Raw genomic sequence first — 24,490 nt, 5'->3', positions numbered from 1 at the left:
GCGCTTTCAGTATTCTGTTAGGAAGGCACCTCCCTAATGTTGTATAAGCTTCTCCTGTCCACTGGGTTTTTCATGGAGTTGGGAACATGGCCCGGCATTTAATACAAAGCTTCCTCCATCGTGTCCAATTTCTTCTTTCACAAATCTTGCAGTTTCGAGTAGTGATGGCAGGTGAATTCCTGTTTTAACATCCATCTCGTGAAGAGAATGCACCAGATCTTCACTCGCGATGTTACCTGAAGCTCCCGGGGCATATGGGCACCCTCCAAGACCAGCAATAGAACTATCGAAGTTCGTAATCCCTTGTTGCATCGATGCAATTACATTTGCAAAAGCCATGCCCCTCGTATTATGAAAGTGCATCGAAAAAGCCATGTGGGGAAACGCATTTCTTACGTTCCCTAGCGTTTCAAAAACTTGCTTAGGATTGGCCATGCCGGTTGTGTCAGCCAATGAAACTTCAAGAACACCCATATTGGAATACCTCTGAAGTATACGATGCAGTTGATCTATAGAAACTTGGCCTTCATATGGACAACCAAAGGCAACCGCAATGGAACCTGATATTTTAACGTTCTTTTTGTTGGCGAGTTCTACAATTTCTAATTGGCTTTCCTGTACATCTTTTACAAGGCTGTTTGCGTTGGAAAGGCTATGTGAATCTGTAGCAGACAATAGTAACTTAACTTTTTTGATTCCTGCGTTTATTGCACGCTCTGCACCTTTTTTGTTCGGTATAAGCGCACGAAATTTTATATTGGTCAAATCATTTACACATGCTATAACTTCTTCTGCATCCTTCAACTGAGGTATTGCTTTCGGGTGAACAAAAGAGGTGATTTCCATAGAGGTAATGCCACTTGCAGCCAAGCGGCGAATAATTTCTACCTTTTTAGAGGTCGGAATCCATTCCTTTTCAGCTTGAAAACCATCTCTCGGCGCAACTTCGCAAATCTCTACTTCTGATGGGAGAACATAGTTCATGTTTTAAATAACTCCTTTCTTTTCTAATTGATTTACTTCTTCGGTAGAGAGACCGAGTAAATCTATCAAAATTTCTTTGTTATGCTCACCGAGTTCAGGTGCGCGGAATCGGATGCTGCCAGGTGTCGCTGAAAAGTTAGGAATAACATTGGGCACCTTGATTTTTCCTAAACGGGGGTGATCCACTTCAATAATATTTTTCCTGGCTTGATATTGAGCATCATTGAAAATGTCTTCAATGCTGTAAATAGGGCTAACCGGCACTCCGAAGGCATCAAGCTTCTTTTGAAGCTCTGCCTGAGTGAATTGTGAGATCCACTCTTTAACAACTTCCTGTACTTTTGCATCATTTTGAAGTCTTGCGGCATTAGTATCGTATCGTTCATCCTCTAGCATATCCAGCCGATCCATTGCTTTGGCCAACCTGTTGAATGTGGGGTCTGTGCTGCAAACCAACACCACAAATTTTCCATCCTTTGTTTCATACGTGCCGGCAGGGCTGGAGTGTCCTTTAAGTCCGGGTGCCCGTTCTCTTACAACCCCCATCTGGTCATATTCCGCCACCAAAAATTCCATCATGCGGAACATTGATTCATACAATCCTAATTCAACGAGCTGGCCAACATCAACACCATTTTTTTCTTGATAATAGAGAGCGCTTACAGTAGAGAAAGCCACATATACGCCGGTTACATAATCTAAAAGTGAAAAGGCAGGACTTACTGGCGGACGATCAGGATAGCCTTGGAGATAGGTATAGCCACTAAAAGCGGAACCAGGTGTACCGAATCCCGCCTTCTCTTTATATGGCCCTGTTTTTCCGTATCCGGACACACTTACTATGATTAGTTTAGGATTTGCTTTTTTCAAAACGTCATAATCCAAGTTCCACTTTTCTAAAGTCCCGGGACGGAAATTTTCTATTATTACATCCGTATGAACGACTAATTTCTTGAGGATTTCTTTTCCTTCTTCTGTACGAAGATCCAATGTGATGGATTTCTTATTGCGGGACATACCTGGCCATCTTAAAGGTTCCTTGCCTTTCCACGGGCCGACAGACCTTAGTGTATCGCCTTTTCCAGGCATCTCAATTTTTGTTACATCAGCTCCAAGGTCTGCTAATAATGTTGCTCCATAAGGGGCCGCAATCATTGTTGCCATGTCAATAATGCGTATTCCATGTAAAGGCCCAGTGTTCATAATTTACCTCCTCTTCAATAGTTCCACTTAGTGGAACTAAGTATCATTTAATGGAACTATAAATAGGATTATAGTGAAGAGAAGTGAAAAAGTCTATGATAAATAAGAATTTTAAGAAAATTTTTTCAGGATGCCTGACTGGTTTAATTGGAAATTGAACGATAAAATGGCTATAGATATGGACGGAGGAAGTGGAGGTTGTTGTTTAATGAATGATAATGATACGGGGAAAGGGATTCGAACCCTGCAGCGTTCGATTGATATCTTAGAGTGCTTTACCTATGAGCAGCCCGAACTTACGCTCACTGAAATTTCCAAGAAAATTGAACTTGCGAAATCTACTACAACTAGGCTGCTAGCTACTTTAGAACAAAATGGACTCGTACAAAAAGATGGAAATACCCTTAAATACAGACTCGGAAAAAAACTTTATTTTTGGGGCCAAATTGCCGAAAAAACCATTGAAATTAAAGAAACTGCAAAGCCTTTTATGGAAAAGTTAAGAGACGATACACGAGAGACCGTAACGTTATATTTACTTGAAGGACATCAACGTGTATGTGTGCAACGCTTTGGAAGCAAGCACTCGGTTCAGCATATTGTTAAGGTCGGTGAACAGCTGCCGTTATGGGCAGGAGCAGGCGGGAAAGCGATATTGGCTTTTCAGGATGAGGATTTTATTGAGAGGGAATTGACAAGTGTACCTGGGGAGCAGGGAGAGAAATTGATAAATGAACTAGCGGTAATTCGCCAGACGCATTCAAGTTATAGTTTTGATGAACGGGGAATTGGGGTATCTGGTGCTGCGGCTCCCGTATTCAATGTAAAAGGAGAAGTAAAGGCATCGATTGGCATATCGGGACCAAGTATACGATTTACTCCGGATATTGTGGAAACGTATCAGGAAATGGTCAAAGATGTCGCTTTAGAAGTCTCTAATGAATTGGGTTACCAAGGAAAAAGCTGACCAACAACGTCAGCTTTTTTGTTTGCTCAATTAAGAAAATGACGTGATTTGCAGCTATTCTTTGTCGAACCGCAGCAAACGCCGACACCAAACTCACAAAAAAAGGCCGTCTGAGGGAGAGACGGCCCGTACTGTTTTGGAGTAAGGATCTAACGCGCCACCACACGCAAATAAACAGGCCTTCCGATTTCAGCCGGCAAAAGTTCTTTTCTAGTCAAAATCGAAATGAAAAACTTTGTTTATTTAATATCCAAACTTAGTGTAAAATGTTATACTATTCAAAAAGTTTAATTGTGAATAGGGAGGGCTGAAATTCAAGGATGGTCAGATTGAATGATTACCGAAATTTACGAGTGCCGTATCTATTGTCCACAAAATAAATCCCTGTCTCGGACAGACTGGAATTTTCACATCAAACTGAACGAGTAAGAGAGCTTCGGCAGATACAAGTAATGATAACTATGAATGATTCTCTTAAACTACTATTCAAGGAGATAGGCTATGGAAAAACTAAATATTGGAATGATTGGCTATAAATTTATGGGTAAAGCACACAGTCATGCATACCGGGATATTCCTCTCTTTTTCCCAAACACGGTTCATCCTGAAATGAAGGTGATTTGCGGCCGTGATCCTGAAGGTGTGGCCGCTGCTGCTAAGCAATTTGGCTTTGAAGAATATTCAACTGACTGGAAGAGTCTTTTAGAAAGAGATGATATTGATTTAATTGATATTAATTCTCCTAGTAACACACATAAAGAAATAGCAATAGCAGCAGCGCAGGCTGGCAAACATGTTTTTTGCGAAAAACCGTTAGCGCTTACACTGGAGGATTCGAGGGAAATGCTTGAGGCCGTTGAAGCCTCAGGCGTTAAGCATATGGTTGGATTTAATTACCGCTTTGCCCCAGCTGTTATGCTGGCTAAAAAGCTTGTTGACGAACGTCAGTTAGGTACGATCCATCATTTTCGTGCCTGGTTTTTGCAGGATTGGCTCGTTGATCCTGATTTCCCGCGTGTCTGGCGGCTTGAGAAGGATATTGCCGGTTCTGGGTCTCACGGAGATCTGGGAGCTCATCTTATCGATTTAGCCCACTATTTAATTGGGGACATCAATGAAGTAATAGGCATGAATCAAACGTTTATTAAGGAAAGACCATTACCTTCTCAAATGACTGGTTTATCTGCAAAAGGAAGTGACAGTAATGAAAAAGGCGAAGTTACGGTAGATGATGCAACTCTATTTTTGGCTCGATTTGCTAACGGTGCTCTGGGAAGCTTTGAAGCCACTCGTTTTGCAACAGGACACCGGTGCAAAAATTCGTTTGAAATCAACGGCAGCAAGGGCAGCGTCATTTTCGATTTCGAACGAATGAATGAGCTGCAGGTTTACTTTGCCGATGACAGAGACGATGTCCAGGGATTTCGTCGTGTCCTGGCGACAGATCCTTCGCATGCTTATGCAGAAAACTGGTGGCCGCCAGGGCATACGATTGGTTATGAACATACATTCATCCATGAAATAGTAGAGCTAATGGAGTCATTCAGAGAAAAACGTCAGCCAGTTCCCAACTTTCACGACGGCGTGAAGTGTCAGGAAGTATTGGAAGCAGTTGATCTATCAATCGAAAAAGAACAATGGATCCGAATTTCTGATGTTCAAAATACAAAAAAAGGAGCGATTATACCATGAAAAAAAACGCATTAATTGTTTGGGGTGGCTGGGATGGTCATGAGCCTGAACAGATTTCTCATATTTTTAAAGGCATCCTTGAAGAAGAAAATTTCAATGTAGAGGTTTCAAATTCTCTTGATTCCTATGCGGATGCGGAAAAACTAAAATCATTGGATTTGATCGTTCCGCACTGGACAATGGGCGATATTGAAAAGAAATATGTCCTTAATATTTCTGAAGCGGTAATGAATGGTGTCGGATTGGCCGGGTGCCATGGCGGGATGTGCGACTCTTTCCGAAACAATGTGGACTGGCAATTCATGACGGGCGGAAACTGGGTGGCGCACCCTGGAAATGATGGTGTGGAATACATGGTAAACATTAAGCATTCCACCAGCCCTCTTTTGGAAGGCCTCTCTGATTTTAAAGTGGTGAGTGAACAATATTATCTCCACGTTGATCCAGCTGTTGAAGTGTTGGCAACGACGCGCTTCCCGGTTGTTGACGGACCGCATGCGGCCAATAATGCAGTGGACATGCCTGTTGTCTGGACTAAACGCTGGGGTGAGGGATATGTCTTCTATAATTCCTTAGGCCATAAAGCAAATATTGTGGCTATGCCTGAAGTTTCTCTTATGATGCGGCGAGGTTTTCTCTGGGCTGCTGAAGGCAAAAAAAGAGCCAACGATCGGTTAGTATCAGCCTATGGAGCATCAGGTAACAGTAACGGCCGTATCTATACGGGAATGGGAGATAGTCAATAATCCTTAGTTTTTGCTGAAAATCTTTTCATAAATCTTATAAATGGTGAGGTCATAAAATGAAAAAACTTAAAATCGGCATTATTGGCTGCGGCCACATTAGTTCTATATACATGCAAAATTGTCCGAAATTTGAGCACTTGGAGCTGGTTGGGTGTGCTGATCTCGATGTAGAGCGGGCAAAAGCGCAAGCAGATACGTTTAAAATTCCTAAATCATGTTCAGTTGAAGAACTGCTTTCTGACCCGGAAATCGAGTTGATTATTAATTTAACCATCCCAAAAGCACATGCTTCTGTATGCATCCAGGCGCTGGAGGCAGGAAAGCATGTATTTACCGAAAAACCACTGGCGGTTACACGTGAAGAGGGAAGACAAATTTTAGAAGCGGCCCAAAAACATAATCTCCTTGTTGGTAGTGCACCGGACACTTTCCTTGGAGCAGGCATTCAAACGGCGGTTCAATTAATCGAACAAGGAGAAATTGGTGTGCCTATTGGAGCATCTGCTTTCATGATTTCCCGCGGACACGAGCATTGGCATCCAGATCCTGCATTTTATTATGACCTTGGCGGTGGACCAATGTTTGATATGGGACCGTATTACTTAACGGCCTTGGTGGCTCTTTTAGGACCAATTAAACGAATATCTGGTTCTGCCCGTATTAGTTACCCCGAAAGAACAGTGCTTAGCCAGCCAAAAGCAGGAACGAAAATTAAAGTATCCACCCCGACTCATATTTCAGGCGTGATTGATTTTGAATCGGGAGTCATCGGAAATATAACAACCAGCTTTGATGCCATTGGCGGTACATCACTTCCGCCAATCGAAATTTACGGCAGCGAAGGCACCCTTCTGGTACCTGACCCTAATACGTTCGGGGGTCCTGTGAAAATTAGAAAGCGTGACGAAATAGAATTTAAGGAGGTACCTCTCACATTTGGCAACGATCAAAACAGCAGGGGGCTGGGTGCTGCCGATATGGCCATGGCTATCCTTGAAGGCGGGGAATATCGGGCAAATGGCAGACTGGCTTACCACGTTCTGGAGGCCATGCACGGATTCCATGATTCCTCTGTTAGCGGAAGACACTATATCATGGAAAGCACCTGTGATCGCCCAGAACCTGTGTCATTGGAATTACAGGTGATGTAATTTCATTATTTAATACTTCATCCCAGCTTATGTGGGCACTTTCATAGACGGCTAGGTTAAAGTTTTATCCCGTATTTTGCCTGTTCTAAAGGGAAATGAAGGTATGGGTGGCTGTAAGGGCGAATGTATAAAGATACACTCAATTCAACGTTGGAGGCTAGATAAATCATGAAAACAATGCAACGCCCAAAAGTCATATCCCCTGGATTTTTTGGCAGCGTGATTGCCGCCGATTCCAGACGAACGGTATTTGATTTCCACAATGAAGTGCTAATTGCCAAACAGGCACACATTGATTTTCTTTTTATTGGAGATTCCATTACGGAAATGTGGGATACAGAAACGTATTTTGGCGGAAAAGGAAACCGGATCGTAAACCGGGGAATTGGGGGAGATATGACCCCCTACATGCTGAAACGCTTTGATGCGGATTGCGTTCAGCTTAAACCGAAATATGCCATCATGAAAATTGGCATCAACAATTTATGGACCCTCGATGCTCCGGTAAAAGAGGAACGAAAGGAACAGACCAAGCTGTTGGCAGAGGTGGTTTCTGATATTGCGGAGATGGTCAGAAAAGCAAAGGACGGCGGGATTATACCGGTAGTTTGCTCACTGCTTCCAACGAATATTGAAACAAATATGCAGACAGTGATTCGCAATGAGCTCGTGCTGAAAATCAATGAGCAGTTAAAAGAACTCGTACGCAACGAAAACATTCCCTTTGTGAATTACCATCCTCATCTGACCGAATTGGATGGCAAAACGCTTCGTCAGGAACTTGCCGACGATGGCCTTCACCCACATGTGCTCGGGTATGATATCATGGCTGAGGTTTTACGAGAGGAATTGGAGAGACAAAATATTACTATATAATACAAAGTTGGGCTGCTTATGAAGCCAGAAAAGAGAGTCTCCTTTTCTGGCTTTTATTGTTGTTAATTTTCTGGGATGCTACTATAGGATCATTAATGATCTGGCAGGAAAAATATGGCGGGATACTAGATTCGCTGAATTAATTTTACGGGTGGAATCCTGGTCCTGTCACAAGGGGTTTCTTCCTCTGTGTCGAAGTTCAAATTAGCCATGTAAATCCAGGAAGTAGGTAACGGTATGTGGGAGTCTATTCAGAGCATGTGCTTGCATGTGGTTTTCATTCTTTTTACGATTTTAATCTATCAAGTCTTTTTTAAAGAACGAGAAGAGGAACGGAAAAAAATTCGTTCGAAGTTCTTTCTGTTCATGCTCATTATCTTGGTTTTTACAATGAGCCAGCCTGTTCTTTATTCGGAAACCTATAAGTATGACTTTAAAGCAATCGTGATTATTCTGTCCTTTTTATACGGAGGAAAAAAGGTAGGATTTACTGCTTTTTTGGCATTGCTTGTCATTGGTTTTTTGACAGCCCAGAAGCTGTTGATCCTTTTAGGCAATTATTCAGTGTATTGCCTTTTGTTGCTCCCGGTCACCCGCATGTTCCACCGGTATCAGATAAGAGGCAAGGTCCTGGTGATCAGCTTGTTTTATATGATGATCCCGATAACCAGGGGGATTTTTCTTGAGCTGAAGGGAGATCAACGGCAAACCTATTTCGAATTAGGCTCTTCTCTTATTGTTTTAGCCACTCTGATTGCTATCGTCTATTTAATTGAGAACATGAACGAGCAGATTAAAATGAAACAAGAGCTGATGCAGGCGGAAAAAATGAATGTGGTGAGCCAGCTGGCAGCTTCTGTTGCACATGAAATCCGCAATCCTATGACATCGGTGCGTGGATTTATGCAATTATTGCAAAAAGAAGAGTTAACAAAGGATCAGCAATTTTACATAAACATTTCCATTGAGGAATTGGATCGGGCGCAGGAAATCATTAATCAATATCTGGCGCTCGCGAAGCCCCAAATTGATCAATATGAGACCATTGATTTAACCTCCCTCATTCAGCAATCGATTGACGTGATGCAATCATATGCTATTCTCAACAGCATTCATATCAAACAAGAAGTGGAGTCATCTCTTGAAATTGAAGGGCTGAAGCTCGAAGTCCAGCAAGTGTTCATTAACATCATCAAAAATGCGATTGAAGCGATCAAAAGCGATGGTGAAATAGAGATAGCAGGCAGGAAATTGTCCAATGGCTTCATCTCTATTCAAATTAAAGATAATGGAGTAGGCATGACCAAGGACCAAATCAAAAAGCTGGGCAGCCCCTATTATTCAACAAAGGAAAAGGGAACCGGGTTGGGATTAACCGTTTGCCATCAAATCGTAAAGCAGATGGGTGGACGAATTTTGATTAAAAGCGAGTTAACGAAAGGAACATGCTTTACGATCAATCTTCCGGCTTATAAGAAAAAAGAAGAAGGGTATACACCATGACGTCCGGCCACTTCCGGGCGTTTTTTACGTCTTCATGAGAAAATCACTCGAAAAATGTCGACTAAATATTCAGAAAACAATATTGACTTCCAAAGAAACCGATGGTAAATTAATACCTAATAATATAACAATATATAACGTATTATAATGTTGTGTATTGTTCTGGGTATGCGCGCACCCAAAATTCAAACATTGGAGGCACTATTCATGAGTACAGATTTAGTTGTTGACGTAAAAAACCAAGTTCAGGCAGCCCTTGAGGAAGTTAAGAAAAAGACAATAGAAAACGTATTTTTTGTTGCATGTGGAGGATCCTCCGCACTTATGTATCCAAGCAAATATGTCATTGACCGTGAGGCGAAAAAAATCGATGCCCACTTATACAGCTCTAATGAATTTATCCACCGTAATCATAATAAATTGGGTGAAAACTCCTTGGTCATTCTTTGCTCCCACTCCGGCAATACGCCGGAAACTGTAGAATCAGCGAAATTTGCACGATCAAAAGGAGCACTGGCCATTTCATTGACGAATGTGGAAGGTTCTCCGCTGGCTCAAGCTTCTGATGTTGTTCTCAAATACGAGTGGGGAGAGGAAGCGAATGCCTTCACAACGAACTATTCCGTTCTTTATCAGCTTGTTTTTGGCGTATTAAAAACAATTGAAAACAATGACAAGTTTGCACTGATCGAAGAAAGCCTTGAGAACCTTCAGCAGGTATACGAAAAAGCAGCAGAGCTTTATAAGGGAAATGCAGAAGATTTCGGCCAAATGTACAAAAATGAAAATATTATTTACACGATGGCCAGTGGAGCCAACTATGGAGTGGCTTACTCGTTTGCGATCTGCATCCTGATGGAAATGCAATGGATACATTCCCACGCTATTCATGCGGGTGAATATTTCCATGGGCCATTCGAAATTATTGACCAGGAAACGCCGTTCATTATCCTCCTTGGTCTGGATGAAACGAGACATCTTGAAGAACGTGCATTGGAATTTTCCAAGCGTTATGGAAAAAAATTGATTGTGCTTGATGCAGCTGATTTTGATTTCACGGGTGTACGTGAGGAAGTGAAGGGTTACATCGCTCCATTAGTCCTTAACTATGTGCTGAGAAAATATGCAGATTGCCTGGCTGAAGAGCGCAATCATCCACTATCAACGAGAAGATACATGTGGAAGGTTGAATATTAAATCTATCAAGCTTTTACAGGGGGAGGAAAGGAAATGAAACGACTGCTACTTATAGGCATGATTACCGCCATGATGCTTTCATTCATGGCGGGTTGTACCTCCAGTTCATCATCAGGAAGCAACGATGACACCGTTGTACTCCGTTTTTTCCATCGTTGGCCGACAGAGCCAAAAAAGCAATACTTTGAAGACGCGGTGAGAGAGTTTGAAAAGTCCCATCCGAACATCAAAATCCAAACGGAAGCCGTTTTGAATGACTCCTACAAAGACAAAATCCGGGTGCTGCTTGGCTCGGATAATCCTCCTGACGTGTACTTCTCCTGGAGCGGTGAATTTGCCTACAATTTCGCCCGTGCGGGACAAGCCTATGATTTAACCAAGTTTGTAAACGATGATAAAAAGTGGTCAGATCAAATCATTTCTTCTCAGTTTAAGCCCTTTACCCTGGATGGGAAAATTTACGGAATTCCCTGGTCCACAGACGGCAAAGCCTTTTTTTACAACAAAAAGATTTTTAAAGACCTCGGTTTAAAGGCGCCGACCACATGGGACGAATTGCTTTCTGTTTCAAAAGAAATTAAGAAAAAGGGCATTACACCGGTCGCATTCGGCAGCAAGGCACCTTGGACGATTTCTCACTATATCGGCTCATTGAATGCTCAGATGGTACCGGAAGATGTAATCGAAAAAGACTATAATCTGAAAAATTCGGATGGTGAATTTACCAATCCGGGTTATGTGAAAGCCCTGGAGAAGTTTAAAGAGCTTGAACCTTACTTTAATAAGGGTGTTAACTCTGTGGATCACGAGTATGCACGCCAATTGTTTAATAGCGGAAAAGCAGCGATGGGCTATTTCCAGTTGGCCGAGATCGGAATGATCGAGCCAAGCTTGAAGAAAAATCTTGGAGTATTCAATACACCGGGGATTCAAGGGGGAGAAGGAAATCCAAACTCGATCACTGCTGCACCAGAAGGAATCATGATTTCTTCCAAGACCAAGCATCCAAAAGAAGCAATGGAGTTTATTAAATTTCTCACTTCCAAAAAGAAAGGTACTGAACAGCTGACAAAGGTCAGTGAATATAGCGCTGTTAAGGGAACGACCAATGAAAAGAATGCTTCCAAGCTTCAGCAAGATGCAATTAATCTTATTGTAAATGCCGACAAAACCTATCTTTGGTTCGACACAGCCGTAGATATCAAGATTGTTGATGCTTATTTAAAAGGGTCACAACTGATGCTCAATGGAAAGAAAACACCAAAAGAAGTGATGGCGGACGTCCAGAAAGCCGCCAGCGGATTGCAAAAAAAATAAAAAACGATGATGTGAAGGTGGTTGTACGTTAACCACCTTCTTTTAAAAAAAGAAGAGGTGAATCCATTGCCGATCAGAAAACTCGTCCCGTACCTGTATCTTGCACCTTGCATAGTGATGATGGGGCTTTTTGTATATTATCCAATCGTGGAAAACTTCAGATTCAGTTTTTATGATTTCTCGGCTTTCTCCCCGGACAAGGCATTTGTCGGGTTTACCAATTTCAGCAACCTCTTTCAAGATCCGGTGTTCTATACCGCGTTAAAAAATAACGTCTGGTATGCTGTCATTTCAATCGTATGCCAGGTGTTTGGCGGGCTGATTTTGGCGGCTATTCTGGAGGATCCCATTACCCGGTTTATCAGCAGTTTTTTTCGGACGGTGTTCTTTTTGCCGGTGGTTATCTCGGTTACGGTCATCGCATTGCTTTTTACCTTTGTGTATGAACCAAACATGGGGATTCTCAACAGTTTCCTGCATGGGTTGGGACTGGACTCCTGGACAAGAGAATGGCTCGGTGACTCAGAAACGGCGATTTTCGCAGTGATTGCCGTATCTCAATGGCAAAGTATTGGCTACATCATGATGTTATTTATTGTTGCCATTCAGGCGATCCCGAAGGAAATTTATGAAGCAGCGGAAATGGATGGAGCCGGTAAAATCCGCAGGTTTCTTTCTGTTACGGTTCCACAGGTGAAAGAGATGTTTTTTGTGGCTTCACTTATTACACTGACAGGCGCTTTTACTGTTTTTAATGAACCGTATATTTTAACGGGAGGCGGTCCCGGAAATGCCAGTGAGGTGCTTGGAACTCTTCTTTACAACTCGGCTTTCGCCAAAGACCAGATGGGCTATGCATCCGCCATTGCCACCGTTATTCTCGTTCTCACATTGCTCGTGTCCTTAGTTCAAATGAAGCTATTCCGAACAGGGAAGGATGATTGATTTGGAAACCAAAGCAACGATTGATTATACCTACAATGTACCGGCCAAAAGAAGATGGAAGAAAGCGAAAATCAAAGGGGCTGTACCGCTTTATTTTATTTTAATGGTTTACTTTATAGTGGTGGCGTACCCGCTGTTCTGGATGATTATGAATTCCTTTAAAACCACGGACGAGATCTTCTCCAACAGCTGGGCTATGCCGGAGAAATGGCTGTTTTCCAACTATTCCCACGCCTGGGAGACAGGAATTTCAGGATATTTCGTGAATAGCTTAGTCGTTACTGTCAGCACCTGTTTAGGAACCGTGTTTATTAGTGCACTGGGTGCTTATGGATTAACGCGGTTTTCCTTCAAAGGAAAAAATGCGCTTCTTATTCTTTGCATGGGTGGAATGATGCTCTCCCCGCAAGTCAGCCTCGTTCCTTTATATAAACTGATTCAGGCTTTGGGTATCCATGATACGTATTTGGCGATGATTCTTCCCTATGTCGCTTATCGAATCCCGATCACCATTTTGCTCATCCGTGCCGCTTTCCTTGAGGTGCCAAAGGAAATTGAAGAGTCTGCGGTTCTTGATGGATGTAGTTCATGGGCCGTGTTCACCAAGATATTTTTACCGCTTAATTATCCCATTCTCTTGACCGGGGTTATTCTTACAGCGTATTTTACATGGAATGAATTTATGTTCGCTCTTATTTTTGTCGATTCAGAATCGCTGAAAACCATACCCGCCGGGCTGATGCAATTCAGGGATGCACTGCAGACCAACTGGGGAGTTCTGCTGGCTGGTTTGATGATTTCGGCAGCACCTGTTATTCTCTTATTTTTATTTATGCAAAAATATTTCATTCGCGGCTTGGCAGCAGGCAGTGTAAAAGGATAAGAAAGGGTTGAAATACAAATGAAATTAATAGCGATCGGTGATAACGTAGTTGATGTTTACCTGGAACGAAATGAAATGTATCCGGGTGGGAACGCACTGAATGTAGCGGTACTGTCACGGCAGTGCGGAGCTGTGGAAACGGCTTTTATAGGAATCGTAGGAAATGACACAGAGGGAGATCATATCCTTGACTCTTTGAAAAAGGAAAATGTGGATGCCAGCAGGGTCCGCCGTGCAATTGGGGAGAGCGGAAAAGCATACGTTAATCTGGATGAAGAAGGCGACCGGATTTTTGTAAAGTCTAACAAAGGAGGCATACAGTCTGCATTAAAGCTGAGATTAACGGAAGAAGACTATGAATCTATTACACACTATGATGTACTTCATACCAGCATTTACAGCAGTCTGGAGGATGAATTGCCCCGGCTGCAGAAACTCATCCCACTATCGTATGACTTTTCAAATCACTATACCGATGAATTGTTCAAAAAAGCTTGTCCGTATCTTACGTTTGCTTTTGTTTCGGGAAGCGATTTATCGGAACTGGAAATCGATGCATTGATCGCTAAAATTCATTCATTTGGAACCGCCAATGTGGTGGTCACCAGGGGCTCCAGTGGCGTCATCATGTCAAATGGATCCAACCGGTACATTCAAGGCATTGAAGAGGCGGAGGTCATTGATACACTCGGAGCCGGAGACTCGTTTATTGCCGGGTTTTTAACAAGCTTCTTTAACCAGTCTTCTATTGAAGAGTCCCTGCAGTTCGCTGCCTTAAATGCCGCAAGAACCTGCGAAGTTATGGGGGCGTTTGGCCATGGCAAATCGTTGATGGTATGAAAAATGGAACTAGCCAGCAATGGCTTAGTTCCATTCTTTTAGGTTGAAATGGTAAATGCAATATGAGTCGTAGGTACTTTAAAGGTGGAAATATGAATGGGCACTCCTTGATCGTCAAATACAGTTTTATCAATATTAAATACCATAGCCCCGGGATCACAATCCAGATACTCGGCCTCCGTAGCAGACGCAGGTACAGCGGTCAAAATCTTGGTGGAAGAGGTAGATTGCATGTTCACCTGATAAATATTTTTCATAACATCATAGGTGGATTCATATTCAAAAATATTCTCCATCAGTTTTGGAAAGCGAATCAAGGAATAATGGACAATATCAATCGTAAATGGCATTTCATCAATAAACATCAGTCGCGAAAGGCTTAGTACAGGCGACCCGACTTCAATTTGTAGCGCCTCGGCGATTTGTTTTGTCGCTTTAATCTCCTTGCATTCCAAAACTTTTTTAGAGGAGTTCACTCCCATTTGCTTGCTGAAATCTGAAAATCCTTCAACGGTAATCAGCTCTCGCGCCACTTTTTTTCGGGAAACAAACGTACCTTTGCCTTGCTTTCGTTCCAAAAGCCCTTCTTCTACCAATTCTTGAATGGCTCGTCTCACTGTAATCCGGCTCACACTGTAAAGATCACAAAGTTCAGCCTCGTTTGGGATTCTGTCCCCTGCTTTATATATCCCTTTATCCATCTCATCTTTCATGTTGATCATAAGCTGTTCATATAAAGGAAGGGAACTGGCATTGTTTAATTTCATGGATTAAACTTCCTCCTAATATTAAGTCATTATATAATATTATATAACAAGTATAATATAAAGTCATATGGTTAATACGTTCCTAGAAAACTATTCGGCAGACAAAGTAAATTAACTGCTCATTCAGTGACCCTATAACTACTTTGGCTTTGATTCATCATTTTTTTCGAAAAAATACAAAAAGTAAAAAATTTCCGGTATACTATCTGTAGTGAAATACGTATGGGGGGTATATTGTGAATGAAAGTAGATGTTCTTATAATAGGAGCCGGACAAGCGGGAATAGCAATGAATTATGTTCTTAGAAATAAAGGATTGCATACTTTAATGATTGATTCTAATTCAAGAATCGGCGATTCATGGAGAAAGCGTTATAACTCTCTTGTATTATTTACTCCAAAAGAATATAGTTCTCTTCCTGGTCTTACGATGGAAGGGAATCAACAAGACTTTCCTACAAAAGATGAAATGGCTGCTTACTTGGAAAAGTATGTATCTTATTTTGAATTACCGTATCAATTGAATATACGCGTTGAAAGTGTAACAAAAAAAGCAGAACACTTCTCTATAGTGACAAACCATGGAGAATTTACATCAAAGAATGTAATTGTTGCATCTGGAGCCTTTCAGAAGCCTTTTATACCGCCAATAGCAGAAGTGGGTGGAAAGGATGTTTTTCACATTCATTCATCCGAGTATATCAACCCGGCAAGATTGGACGAGGGATCAGTTTTGGTTGTTGGAGGTGGAAATTCTGGTGCTCAAATAGCAGTGGAATTAGCTAATGAAAGAAATGTATGGTTAGCAGCCAGCCATCCTTTTAAATTTTTGCCACTAAGGGTCTTGGGAAAAAGTACGTTTTACTGGTTAGATAAAATGGGTTTACTATATGCTGGCATGAATACGAAGAAGGGAAAATGGTTTTACAATCAGAAAGACCCCATTTTTGGCCGCGAGTTAAAAAAATTAATAGCGACAGAAAAAGTAACCATTAAGCCAAAAGTGGTTAAGGTCAAGGGAGATGAAGTCGAATTCGCCGATAGCAGCAAGGTTCAAATCAAAAATATTGTATGGGCAACCGGATTTGTCCCTTCTTATGAGTGGATTCGAATTGAAGGGGCATTATTATCAAATGGCAGGCCAATTCATAATAGGGGCATTAGTCCGGTTAAGGGATTGTATTTTATCGGATTGCCCTGGCAGAATCAGCGCGGTTCCTCACTTGTTTGTGGTGTAGGAAGAGATGCTTATTACATAGCAAATCATTTAGCCTGATGCAGATGTTTAAGCTGGTTTGATAACGACATTTTGTAACAAAGTAAAGGTTATGTTTCTAACCCTTTTAAGCGGAATGAAACATCAGCTAAAGTTAAACTGCTCTTTTTTAACCCCATTAGGATTTCACAGGGCTGCTGAAAGCCTTCCAGTAAAAACACTTCTCTTGATCATTAAACGGTGAATAAATAAAAAAATAGGCTGCCGAGAGATTCTCGACAGCCTCAATACTGAGAGCTATAAAGCCCTATAAAATTTGTATAGGTTACATTCCCCTACAACGTTATATTTCATGTGTATCCTCAAAATGTATATCTACTTGGTTTTACTACTTATTCCTCTCCGAAGCCTTTCTTGGAGATTCTTACATACTAATGGCCATTCTTCACGGAGGATTGAATAGTAGGCTGTATCTCTAACACTGCCATCATTTGCTGGAACGTGGGCTCTTCGAATCCCTTCAAAGGTGGCGCCAAGTCGCTGTATGGCCGAACGGGATCGTGCATTACGAGCATCTGTTTTCAGAGTGACTCTAATGGTATGCCAGACATTAAACGCATGGGCAAGCATAAGGAGCTTACACTCTGTATTGACACCGGTACGCTGGACTGAATGCGCGTACCAAGTGCTGCCAATTTCAGCTACTGTTGGTGGATTTGTATCTTTTGGTAAAGCTCCAACACCAACACCTGGCGGCCAGGGCGGTGGCCAGGAGAAAGCTTCAAGGTCAAGAAATCTTGTAGTTCCGACAATACGACCTGTTTCAATGTGCCGAACAACAAAGGGCAATTCACGGCCTTTTGAATAGGCGGTAAGAGCTTTATCAATGTAGTACTTAGTCTCTTCTATTCCGTTTGGAACAGAGGTATATGCATAAGTTGATCTGTTTTCAGAAGCAGCTTCACAAAGATCAGGGATATGTTCAATTTTCATTGGTTCTAAACAGACTAAAGAACCGTAAAGAGTTACAGGGGTTAGCATCTTAACACAACCTCCATTTGACGAGAATTTTTTTAAAGAACCCGTTTTATCAAAATAGATAGGGTAAGAAGGATACAATATGCTAAAATTTATTTCTATAAAATAGTATTAAGAAATTAAACCCTTATGTGAGTTAAATTAATCCAAACAGAGTAAAGAAATTTATCCCTTTAAAAATAACAAAAACAGAGAGAAAAGTAATAAGATGAACCCTATAGATCTAGACAGCGTAATGGGGTTTTCTTGTGCACCGAATAATCCAAAGTGATCAATGATTAAACCTATTATTACTTGACCAACCATTGCCGCGACGATTGTAGATGCTGTTCCAATTTTAGGAATGCATAATATTGTTGCAAAAATATATGCAGCCCCAAGAACTCCCACAAACAGTTTCCATTTAGGAAAAGAGGACATGGCAGATGGATCTCCCTTTCCTAAGACTAGCATTAATAAAAGTAGAGCCGCAGCTCCCACAGAGTATGCTAAAAAAGCAACCTCTATCTTACCTATCTTTTTCCCCAATTGACTGTTAACCCCTGCTTGAAAGGCTAAGCCAGCTCCACCGCCAATGCTTAATAATAGAAATAACCAATTATTCATCTGCATTTTTCCCTCCTGCTATGATAGTGGCAGATGTTCTCAAGGTTCATTTGCTCAAGATAACATCATAGCAACCACTTTTTTGTTATTTTAAATCTTATATAATAAAGATTAATTTCATTGTAGTGGAAGATTCATATGAAAAGAATTGAATGTATTTGATGGCTGGTATTAATAAAAATCATATCGAAAGTGAGAGCTGCAATTTGGAAATTAGTGATCTGGAAGTATTTAAAATAGTGGCCGATGAAAAGAGCATTTCCCAAGCAGCCAAAAGGCTTAATTATGTTCAATCTAATGTCACGGTCAGGATTAAACGATTAGAAAAAGAATTACGAACACAATTGTTTTACCGTCATACAAGAGGCGTTACATTAACGTCTACAGGTAAGACATTGCTGATTTATACAGATAAGTTATTTTCCGTCCTGGAGGAAGCAAAAAATGCAATTTATAACGATGAAATACCGCGTGGTTCCTTAACGATAGGGAGCATTGAAAATGTAGCTGCAATCAGACTGCCTGAGTTGCTGACATCCTTTATGACCAAAGTTCCACAAGTTGATTTATCCCTAAAGGGTGGGACGACAGAGGCATTAATCAATGAGGTATTGGAATATAAATTGGATGGTGCGTTTGTTACTGGTCCTGTAGACCATCCAGATCTGGTTCAATATACATTCAGAGAAGAAGAATTAGTATTAATTACCGATAAAGTACACTCTAAAATAGAGTCCTTTAAGGATATCAGTCAAAGGACGATTCTTACTTTGGAGCAAGGTTGTAAGTATAGGAAACGTTTTGAAACGTGGATGGAAACGGAAGGCCTGTATCCAAAAAGGAGAATGCGATTCTCTTCCTTAGAAGGAATTGTTGGTTGCGTAAAATCTGGTCTTGGGATATCACTCTTATCAAAATCTTATGTTAGCCGCCTACCTATAAAAGATGAGCTGAACCTGTACTCTATTCCTAAAGAATACTCGGGCATAGTAACCGTATTTATTCATAGAAAGGATGTTTTATCGACTCTGGCATTTCAGGAATTTAAAAATTGGTTTGAGCTACAATGAACAGAATCTCGCCGAATGATACATTACTTATTCCAGCTGGAATTACACATAGAACCAGAGCTAAAAAAAGAACTGTAAACCTTTGTTTCGAGGATCAAAACGCGGATACCATCATCATTGCTGAGTAAATAAAGCGGAATACAAAGAAGAAAATTAATGGGTTGGGCCAGCCATTTGGTTCAACCTGTTTCATCGATTATCTGGACACCTAAGTCATAAAAAGAGGGGCTACTGGCCCTTCTCTTTTTTTTATACCTTAATTTTGTACCAATCTGTCTTAGCTTTCACTATTCTGATTAGAATTTGATTTGCTTATAATCGAAGGGAAATGAATGAAAAGGAGGCAGATTACATGGCGACGCAGTTGAAAGTGGCTTCACGGCTTTTGTTGACAGATGACCAAATCAAGAAGTTTATTACAGACGGATTTCTCATCCTGAAAACAGACTTCTCCAAGGAATTTCATGAAACGTTAAACACGCAATTAAGAATGGTATATGAGGAAGAAGGAAACCCGGGGAACAATCTCTTGCCAAGAATTCCGGAACTGCAAAAAGTGTTAGAACATCCTGTCATTACAGGGGCATTAACCAGTGTTCTGGGTTCAGATTATATGCTTCATGCTCACCGCCATGGCCATTACAATGCTTCTCCGGAAGCCGGAGGGTGGCATAAAGACAGCTACTGGGGATATCAACGAATGCGCAATCATCATCCATGGTGGGCGATGATCATGTATTTTCCGCAGGATACGCCTCGGGAACTCGGACCGACGGGGATTATGCCTGGTACGCAAAATTATGAAACCCGTATTTTTCAGAGTGATGATACAAAGGAAGAAGCCTTAGCCAGTGGAAAGGCAGGAACCTTTGCACTGATCCATTATGATATTTGGCACAGAGCAACCGCAAATGTGCTGGGTGAACCGCGCTTTATGCTGAAGTTTGAGTTTATGAGAATGAAAGCACCGGCAGTTCCAAGTTGGGCTCATGAAGAGCAAACCTGGAGCAGGCCAACGTCTTCTCAAGCTCTCCCGGAACAGCATGAGGTGATGTGGGAAGATACGTGGAACTGGCTGGCTGGAAAGACGGGAAGCCTCGCAGGTACAAAACCGATGGATGAAGCTGTAGTTCAAGCGCTCATTCAGCAACTGGAGGATGAATACGAACCACAGGCATTAAATGCAGCTTATGAGCTTGCCTGCAGTGGGAAACATGGTGTTTATGAATTGTTGCAAGCCCTGTATCATGAAAATATCAGGGTTTCACGGCTTGCGGCTTACGGCCTTTCCATTGCTGGACCTGAGGCAGTTTCCGGATTAATTTCTGCTCTGGAGAATGGCCGTCGGAAAACGGTCGTGCATGCGGCTTTTGCATTGGGTGAGCAAGGACCTCAAGCAGCAAAAGCAGTGCCTCAGTTAATTCAATGTTTACGTCATCCATCAGAGAAGGTTCGCCGCACTGCAACAGAGGTGCTTTCCATGATTGGTGAACCGTCAGAGGAAGTGGTTCAGGGGCTCGCTCAATGCCTGGAGGATTCAGATGTGCAGGTTCGCTTTATGGCCGGTCTCTCTCTTGCACGCCTTGGTCCAACTGCTTCCGCCTCAGTTCCATCGCTGGAAAAAGCACTGAATGATGAGAATCGGTATGTACGGGCCCATGCGGCAGAGGCGCTCCGTTATATTGGAACGGAGCAAGCAAAGGATACCCTCATCCAATTTCTTTTTAAATCTCGATGGTGCCCGACCACTACTCCGGCAAATCCGTTTTATCCTTGAAATAATCTGGCTCCGTATCCATACGGAGCTTTTTTGGGGTGCTTGTAGCTCCGGAGCGTGAGATCATCTCCCGATAGTTTTTTGGTGAAAATCCAAGCTGTTCGCGGAACATCCGTGAGAAATAGGAAACCTCCAGACCAAGCGAATCAGCGATACCAGATACACTCTGATCGGTGAACACCAATAAATGTTTAGCCCTTTCCATGCGCTGGCGATTGATGAATTGGATGGGGGACAGACCCGTATACCTTTTAAAAACAGAAATAAAGTAATTGGGGTGAAAACCGGCGATGCGGGCCAGGTCTTCTACCGATAAGGAGTCATGTAAATAGCTTTCGATGTACTGCAACACCTTTTCCATTTTTTCAAATGAGGGAACCGTACGGAAATTAAAGTAAATCTCATTGCTTTCTTCAATAAAATCGGCCATGATTTCAAACAGTATGGAGTGAATTCGAAAGCTGCTGGATAAGTCCCCTTTCTCGGAATAGAAGACCAGCTGCTTAAATTTTTGGATTAACAGCTCTGGATTGTCGGGTTGAATAAATACCGGCGCATGGATGATTTGAAACAAATGAGCATCATTAACCTTTGAGCTGAAGTGGCACCAATATTTTCCGAACGTATTATGGCCGTTAAGGGTTCCATACGCCTGGGTGGAACCCGCCGGAAGAAGATAAAGGTCACCCGGTTTGGGATAATAGATCTTGCCGTTGACCTTTACAAAACCTTCACCCTCCATAATAAAATACAGCTTGTTAAACTCGGGAACATAGCTGCCCTCGGCCCAAGTTACGGGAACCTTCGTATATCTGGCAATGGACAAGTCCAGTTGAGCATTCGTCATATACTTTTTCCAGAAGTTCGTATGCTGCATGTTTTTCATCACACCCGTCCCTTGTCTGTTTTGCCTATTATATCAAAATAGTTGAAAAATTTGAGTGTGGGAGCTGTATACCGTTTTATGAAAATGACGTGAAATGCAAGTATTTCATGTCGAACCACAAGTAAATCCTGCTGTGCCGCAACTAAATTGTGTCGAACCGCAAGTATTTCACGATCTACCGCAAGTATTTCATGTCGAACCACAAGTAAAGGCCTAGTCACATCCCACAACGCTAAAAAGAAGGATAAACCAATATGAAGCGCGAACTTTTTCATCAATAAATAGAGGAGCTGATGTGCATTTGATTGTGAAAAACCGTAAATTACCGATCTATATACGAAAATTAGAGGCATTATTACGGAGATTACCTGCGCAACATGTGAAACGAAAAGAGATTGAAGAACAATTGGCCCGCCGAAGGGCTGGATACCGGGGAGAGCAATCCCTGGACTATTATCTTGGGTTTCTGATTAATTATTTCATTCTCCATGATCTCCGGCTCCCAGATCGGGATCATCACTTCCAGCTTGATACGCTTCTCATTTCTCCTTATTTCATTCTAATATTAGAAGTGAAAAACATTTCAGGCACCCTCATTTTTGATGATCACTTTAAACAGCTGATTCGCGTTACTCCAGAAAAAGAGGAGGGCTTTCCGGACCCGATCCTACAGGTAGAACGCCATCGTGATCAATTATCGGGCTGGCTTTCGGGACAAAAACTTGAAAAAATTCCGATCGAAACACTGGTAGTGATCAGCTATCCCAATACAGTAATTAAAAACACACTTTTGAATTTGGCGCCCCATTTATCAAAAAAAGTCATTCATAGTGGCCACTTACTAACAAAAATCAAGGCACTTGAAACCCTTCACAGTAAGCCTCTTCTGACTCCCCAGCAACTTAAAAAAATTTCGAGAAAACTCCTCATGAGCCATACCATTTCTAACCCAGCCGTTGTTCCACAGCTTCAAATCCAGCCACATGAAATTCTAACGGGTGTCCAATGTCCCGAATGTTCGTTATTGCCGATGATCAGACTGCATGCCAAGTGGATTTGTCCAAGCTGCGGTTCCTTGTCAAGAGACGCCCATTTCTCTGCCCTCAACGACTACAAGCTCCTCATTAATCTCACCATCTCAAACCGCGAACTGAAAGATTTTCTTCATTTGTCCTCCATGTATGCAAGCTCCAGAATTCTTCATTCGATGAATCTCCCATATTCAGGCTCATATAAAAATAGACGTTACATGATGTCCCTTGATGATTAATAGGGAACTCAAAAAGGCCATCCAAGAAGTATGGTTGGCCTTTTTTTACGTTATGGTTTTATGAAAATGACGTGATATGCAAGTATTCTTTGTCGAACCGCAAGTAAATCCGGCAGTGCCGCAACTAAATCGTGTCGAACCGCAAGTATTTCACGATTTACCGCAAGTATTTCTTGTCGAACCGCAACTAACCAACCTCCCGCTCATCCCAATTTCTCCATCATCATTCTGTCAGAAAAAACTAGTAAACCTTCCCCGGTCTGTGTTATTTTTACTATATCAGAGTTACGTACAACTTTAACATTTAAGCATACAAGTAAAGAAATAAAGGATGGATGAAGGGTGAAGGAAAATTCAAAGTACATACAAGTGAAAAATCAGATAAAAGATTGGATCCTGGAAGGGAAGGTGAAACCGGGAGAAAAGATCTATTCGGAAAATGAGCTGGTGAAACGATTTGGGGTGAGCCGCCATACTGTAAGGCAGGCGATCGGCGTGCTCGTTCATGAGGGCTGGCTGTACCGTGAGCACGGATCAGGAACGTTTTGTTCCAACCGGCTGCTTCAGCAAACAAAACGGGAGAGCAGCAAGAACATCGGAGTTATTACCACCTACATGTCGGATTATATTTTTCCATCGATTATCCGCGGGATTGAACAGTATCTTTCCAGCCAGGGGTATTCGTTAATCATGGCGAGCACCAATAATGATTTGGAAAAAGAAAAACAATGCTTGCAGACGATGCTCAGCAAAAATATTGATGGTTTGATCGTTGAGCCGACAAAGAGCAGTTCGGCCAACCCGAACATCAGCTATTATTTGAACCTGGAGCAGCATCATATACCTTACCTGATGATCAACCAGTATTATAAAGAAATCAATCCGCCGCATCTTGTAATCGATGATGAAAAGGGAGGCTTTTTGGCGACCGAGCATTTGATTCAATACGGCCATAAAAAGATCATTGGGATTTTTAAAAGTGATGATCTGCAAGGTGTTAACCGGATGAAAGGCTATATTGATGCTTTTCGGAAATACAATCTTCCCTTTTTCCCGGACATGATTGTGACCTATACAACGGAAAACAAGGAAGAAAAGATTGCCGAAATTCGTTCCTTACTTGAAGGGAAAGACCGCCCGACCGGAATGATCTGCTATAACGATGAGGTGGCCTTAAGTGTGCTGAACATTGTCCGCAGCCTGTACTTAAGCGTACCTGGTGACCTCTCGATTGTGGGATATGACGACTCTCAGCTGGCAACAGCATCTGAAGTGAAGCTTACGTCTGTCTCCCATCCCAAAACGCAGATGGGCATTGATGCAGCAAAACGGATTATTGCCAAAATTGAAGGAAAATCGTTGGAAAATGGGACCGATTCAATCGTTTATGAGCCCCAACTGATTGTAAGAGAGTCGACAAAAAGACTGGCATCAAAAATAATTACATGAATTTTTTGAATTTTCTCCTTGAAATCTGTAGAAACGGTGCTACAATAAAAAATAAGTGATGCGTACAAGTTGTTGTGCGATGAGGCGTATGTATAAAAGTGATTAATG

General features: G+C 41.9%; 22 protein-coding genes and 1 pseudogene. 17 read left to right on the top strand and 6 right to left on the bottom strand.

The genetic code is table 11. The features are described 5' to 3' along the window. Positions 1–33: 33 nt before the first annotated feature. Positions 34–984, bottom strand: a complete 951-nt coding sequence (locus BLT53_RS15625) for a hydroxymethylglutaryl-CoA lyase (protein WP_090236104.1) — start codon at positions 982–984, stop codon at positions 34–36. 3 nt (positions 985–987) lie between these two features. After that, positions 988–2,187, bottom strand: a complete 1,200-nt coding sequence (locus BLT53_RS15620; protein WP_090236102.1) for a CaiB/BaiF CoA transferase family protein — start codon at positions 2,185–2,187, stop codon at positions 988–990. 208 nt (positions 2,188–2,395) lie between these two features. On the opposite strand from BLT53_RS15620, the gene BLT53_RS15615 reads away from it, so the two are divergent. The 11 genes from BLT53_RS15615 (at position 2,396) to BLT53_RS15565 (ending at position 14,304) form a co-directional block, all read left to right on the top strand. After that, positions 2,396–3,154: an IclR family transcriptional regulator gene (locus BLT53_RS15615; RefSeq protein WP_090236101.1), complete on the top strand. Its 759-nt coding sequence runs from the start codon at positions 2,396–2,398 to the stop codon at positions 3,152–3,154. A 501-nt stretch (positions 3,155–3,655) separates the two neighbouring features. Beyond that, positions 3,656–4,846 (top strand): Gfo/Idh/MocA family protein, encoded by a 1,191-nt coding sequence (locus BLT53_RS15610; RefSeq protein ID WP_090236100.1) that lies wholly within the window; start codon positions 3,656–3,658, stop codon positions 4,844–4,846. Next, positions 4,843–5,592: a ThuA domain-containing protein gene (locus tag BLT53_RS15605; RefSeq protein ID WP_090236098.1), complete on the top strand. Its 750-nt coding sequence runs from the start codon at positions 4,843–4,845 to the stop codon at positions 5,590–5,592. The genes BLT53_RS15610 and BLT53_RS15605 overlap by 4 nt, the downstream gene beginning before the upstream one ends. A gap of 56 nt (positions 5,593–5,648) precedes the next feature. Continuing rightward, a complete protein-coding gene (locus BLT53_RS15600; RefSeq protein WP_090236097.1) occupies positions 5,649–6,743 on the top strand; it encodes a Gfo/Idh/MocA family protein in 1,095 nt (364 codons plus the stop codon). A 168-nt stretch (positions 6,744–6,911) separates the two neighbouring features. Next, entirely contained in the window at positions 6,912–7,619 is a 708-nt protein-coding gene (locus BLT53_RS15595; RefSeq protein WP_090236095.1) for a GDSL-type esterase/lipase family protein, read from the top strand. Positions 7,620–7,877: 258 nt separating this feature from the next. Then, on the top strand, positions 7,878–9,122 hold the full coding sequence (locus BLT53_RS15590) for an ATP-binding protein (protein WP_211516913.1): 1,245 nt from the start codon (positions 7,878–7,880) through the stop codon (positions 9,120–9,122). A 207-nt stretch (positions 9,123–9,329) separates the two neighbouring features. Next, a complete protein-coding gene (locus BLT53_RS15585; RefSeq protein WP_090236092.1) occupies positions 9,330–10,319 on the top strand; it encodes an SIS domain-containing protein in 990 nt (329 codons plus the stop codon). A gap of 33 nt (positions 10,320–10,352) precedes the next feature. Then, positions 10,353–11,636: an ABC transporter substrate-binding protein gene (locus BLT53_RS15580; RefSeq protein WP_090236090.1), complete on the top strand. Its 1,284-nt coding sequence runs from the start codon at positions 10,353–10,355 to the stop codon at positions 11,634–11,636. A gap of 117 nt (positions 11,637–11,753) precedes the next feature. After that, positions 11,754–12,581: a carbohydrate ABC transporter permease gene (locus BLT53_RS15575; RefSeq protein ID WP_090236933.1), complete on the top strand. Its 828-nt coding sequence runs from the start codon at positions 11,754–11,756 to the stop codon at positions 12,579–12,581. 70 nt (positions 12,582–12,651) lie between these two features. Then, a complete protein-coding gene (locus tag BLT53_RS15570; protein WP_425284709.1) occupies positions 12,652–13,464 on the top strand; it encodes a carbohydrate ABC transporter permease in 813 nt (270 codons plus the stop codon). A gap of 18 nt (positions 13,465–13,482) precedes the next feature. Next, positions 13,483–14,304 (top strand): PfkB family carbohydrate kinase, encoded by an 822-nt coding sequence (locus BLT53_RS15565; protein WP_090236087.1) that lies wholly within the window; start codon positions 13,483–13,485, stop codon positions 14,302–14,304. Positions 14,305–14,342: 38 nt separating this feature from the next. On the opposite strand, the gene BLT53_RS15560 is transcribed toward BLT53_RS15565, so the two are convergent. Beyond that, positions 14,343–15,071, bottom strand: coding sequence for a UTRA domain-containing protein (locus BLT53_RS15560; protein WP_090236085.1), 729 nt, complete (start codon positions 15,069–15,071; stop codon positions 14,343–14,345). A 240-nt stretch (positions 15,072–15,311) separates the two neighbouring features. On the opposite strand from BLT53_RS15560, the gene BLT53_RS15555 reads away from it, so the two are divergent. Beyond that, the gene (locus BLT53_RS15555; protein WP_090236084.1) at positions 15,312–16,346 is read left to right on the top strand and encodes a flavin-containing monooxygenase; all 1,035 of its coding nucleotides are present in this window, start codon (positions 15,312–15,314) and stop codon (positions 16,344–16,346) included. A gap of 315 nt (positions 16,347–16,661) precedes the next feature. On the opposite strand, the gene BLT53_RS15550 is transcribed toward BLT53_RS15555, so the two are convergent. Both BLT53_RS15550 and BLT53_RS15545 read right to left on the bottom strand, forming a co-directional pair. Next, on the bottom strand, positions 16,662–17,327 hold the full coding sequence (locus tag BLT53_RS15550; RefSeq protein ID WP_090236083.1) for a GNAT family N-acetyltransferase: 666 nt from the start codon (positions 17,325–17,327) through the stop codon (positions 16,662–16,664). 162 nt (positions 17,328–17,489) lie between these two features. Further along, positions 17,490–17,936, bottom strand: a complete 447-nt coding sequence (locus BLT53_RS15545; protein WP_090236081.1) for a DMT family transporter — start codon at positions 17,934–17,936, stop codon at positions 17,490–17,492. A 155-nt stretch (positions 17,937–18,091) separates the two neighbouring features. On the opposite strand from BLT53_RS15545, the gene BLT53_RS15540 reads away from it, so the two are divergent. The 3 genes and pseudogenes from BLT53_RS15540 (at position 18,092) to BLT53_RS15530 (ending at position 20,777) form a co-directional block, all read left to right on the top strand. Beyond that, positions 18,092–19,000, top strand: a complete 909-nt coding sequence (locus BLT53_RS15540) for a LysR family transcriptional regulator (RefSeq protein WP_244520427.1) — start codon at positions 18,092–18,094, stop codon at positions 18,998–19,000. 5 nt (positions 19,001–19,005) lie between these two features. Then, positions 19,006–19,128, top strand: a pseudogene (locus BLT53_RS25455) (cupin domain-containing protein); the annotation flags it as partial. A 224-nt stretch (positions 19,129–19,352) separates the two neighbouring features. Next, positions 19,353–20,777, top strand: a complete 1,425-nt coding sequence (locus BLT53_RS15530) for a HEAT repeat domain-containing protein (RefSeq protein WP_090236080.1) — start codon at positions 19,353–19,355, stop codon at positions 20,775–20,777. Here the strand turns inward: BLT53_RS15530 and BLT53_RS15525 are convergent. Beyond that, positions 20,749–21,663 (bottom strand): AraC family transcriptional regulator, encoded by a 915-nt coding sequence (locus BLT53_RS15525; RefSeq protein ID WP_090236078.1) that lies wholly within the window; start codon positions 21,661–21,663, stop codon positions 20,749–20,751. The genes BLT53_RS15530 and BLT53_RS15525 overlap by 29 nt on opposite strands. A 307-nt stretch (positions 21,664–21,970) precedes the next feature. Between BLT53_RS15525 and BLT53_RS15520 the strand changes: the two genes are divergently transcribed. After that, positions 21,971–22,933 carry a nuclease-related domain-containing protein gene (locus BLT53_RS15520; RefSeq protein WP_244520491.1) on the top strand — a complete coding sequence of 321 codons (963 nt, stop codon included), beginning with the start codon at positions 21,971–21,973 and terminating at the stop codon, positions 22,931–22,933. A gap of 342 nt (positions 22,934–23,275) precedes the next feature. Beyond that, positions 23,276–24,382 (top strand): GntR family transcriptional regulator, encoded by a 1,107-nt coding sequence (locus tag BLT53_RS15515; RefSeq protein WP_090236074.1) that lies wholly within the window; start codon positions 23,276–23,278, stop codon positions 24,380–24,382. The last annotated feature ends 108 nt before the right edge of the window (positions 24,383–24,490 follow it).

Source organism: Fictibacillus solisalsi (assembly GCF_900103485.1).
GTDB classification, from domain to species: Bacteria; Bacillota; Bacilli; order Bacillales; family Fictibacillaceae; genus Fictibacillus_C; species Fictibacillus_C solisalsi.
Note: the sequence above shows the minus strand (reverse complement) of the source record. Positions and strands in the feature narration are given on the sequence as shown.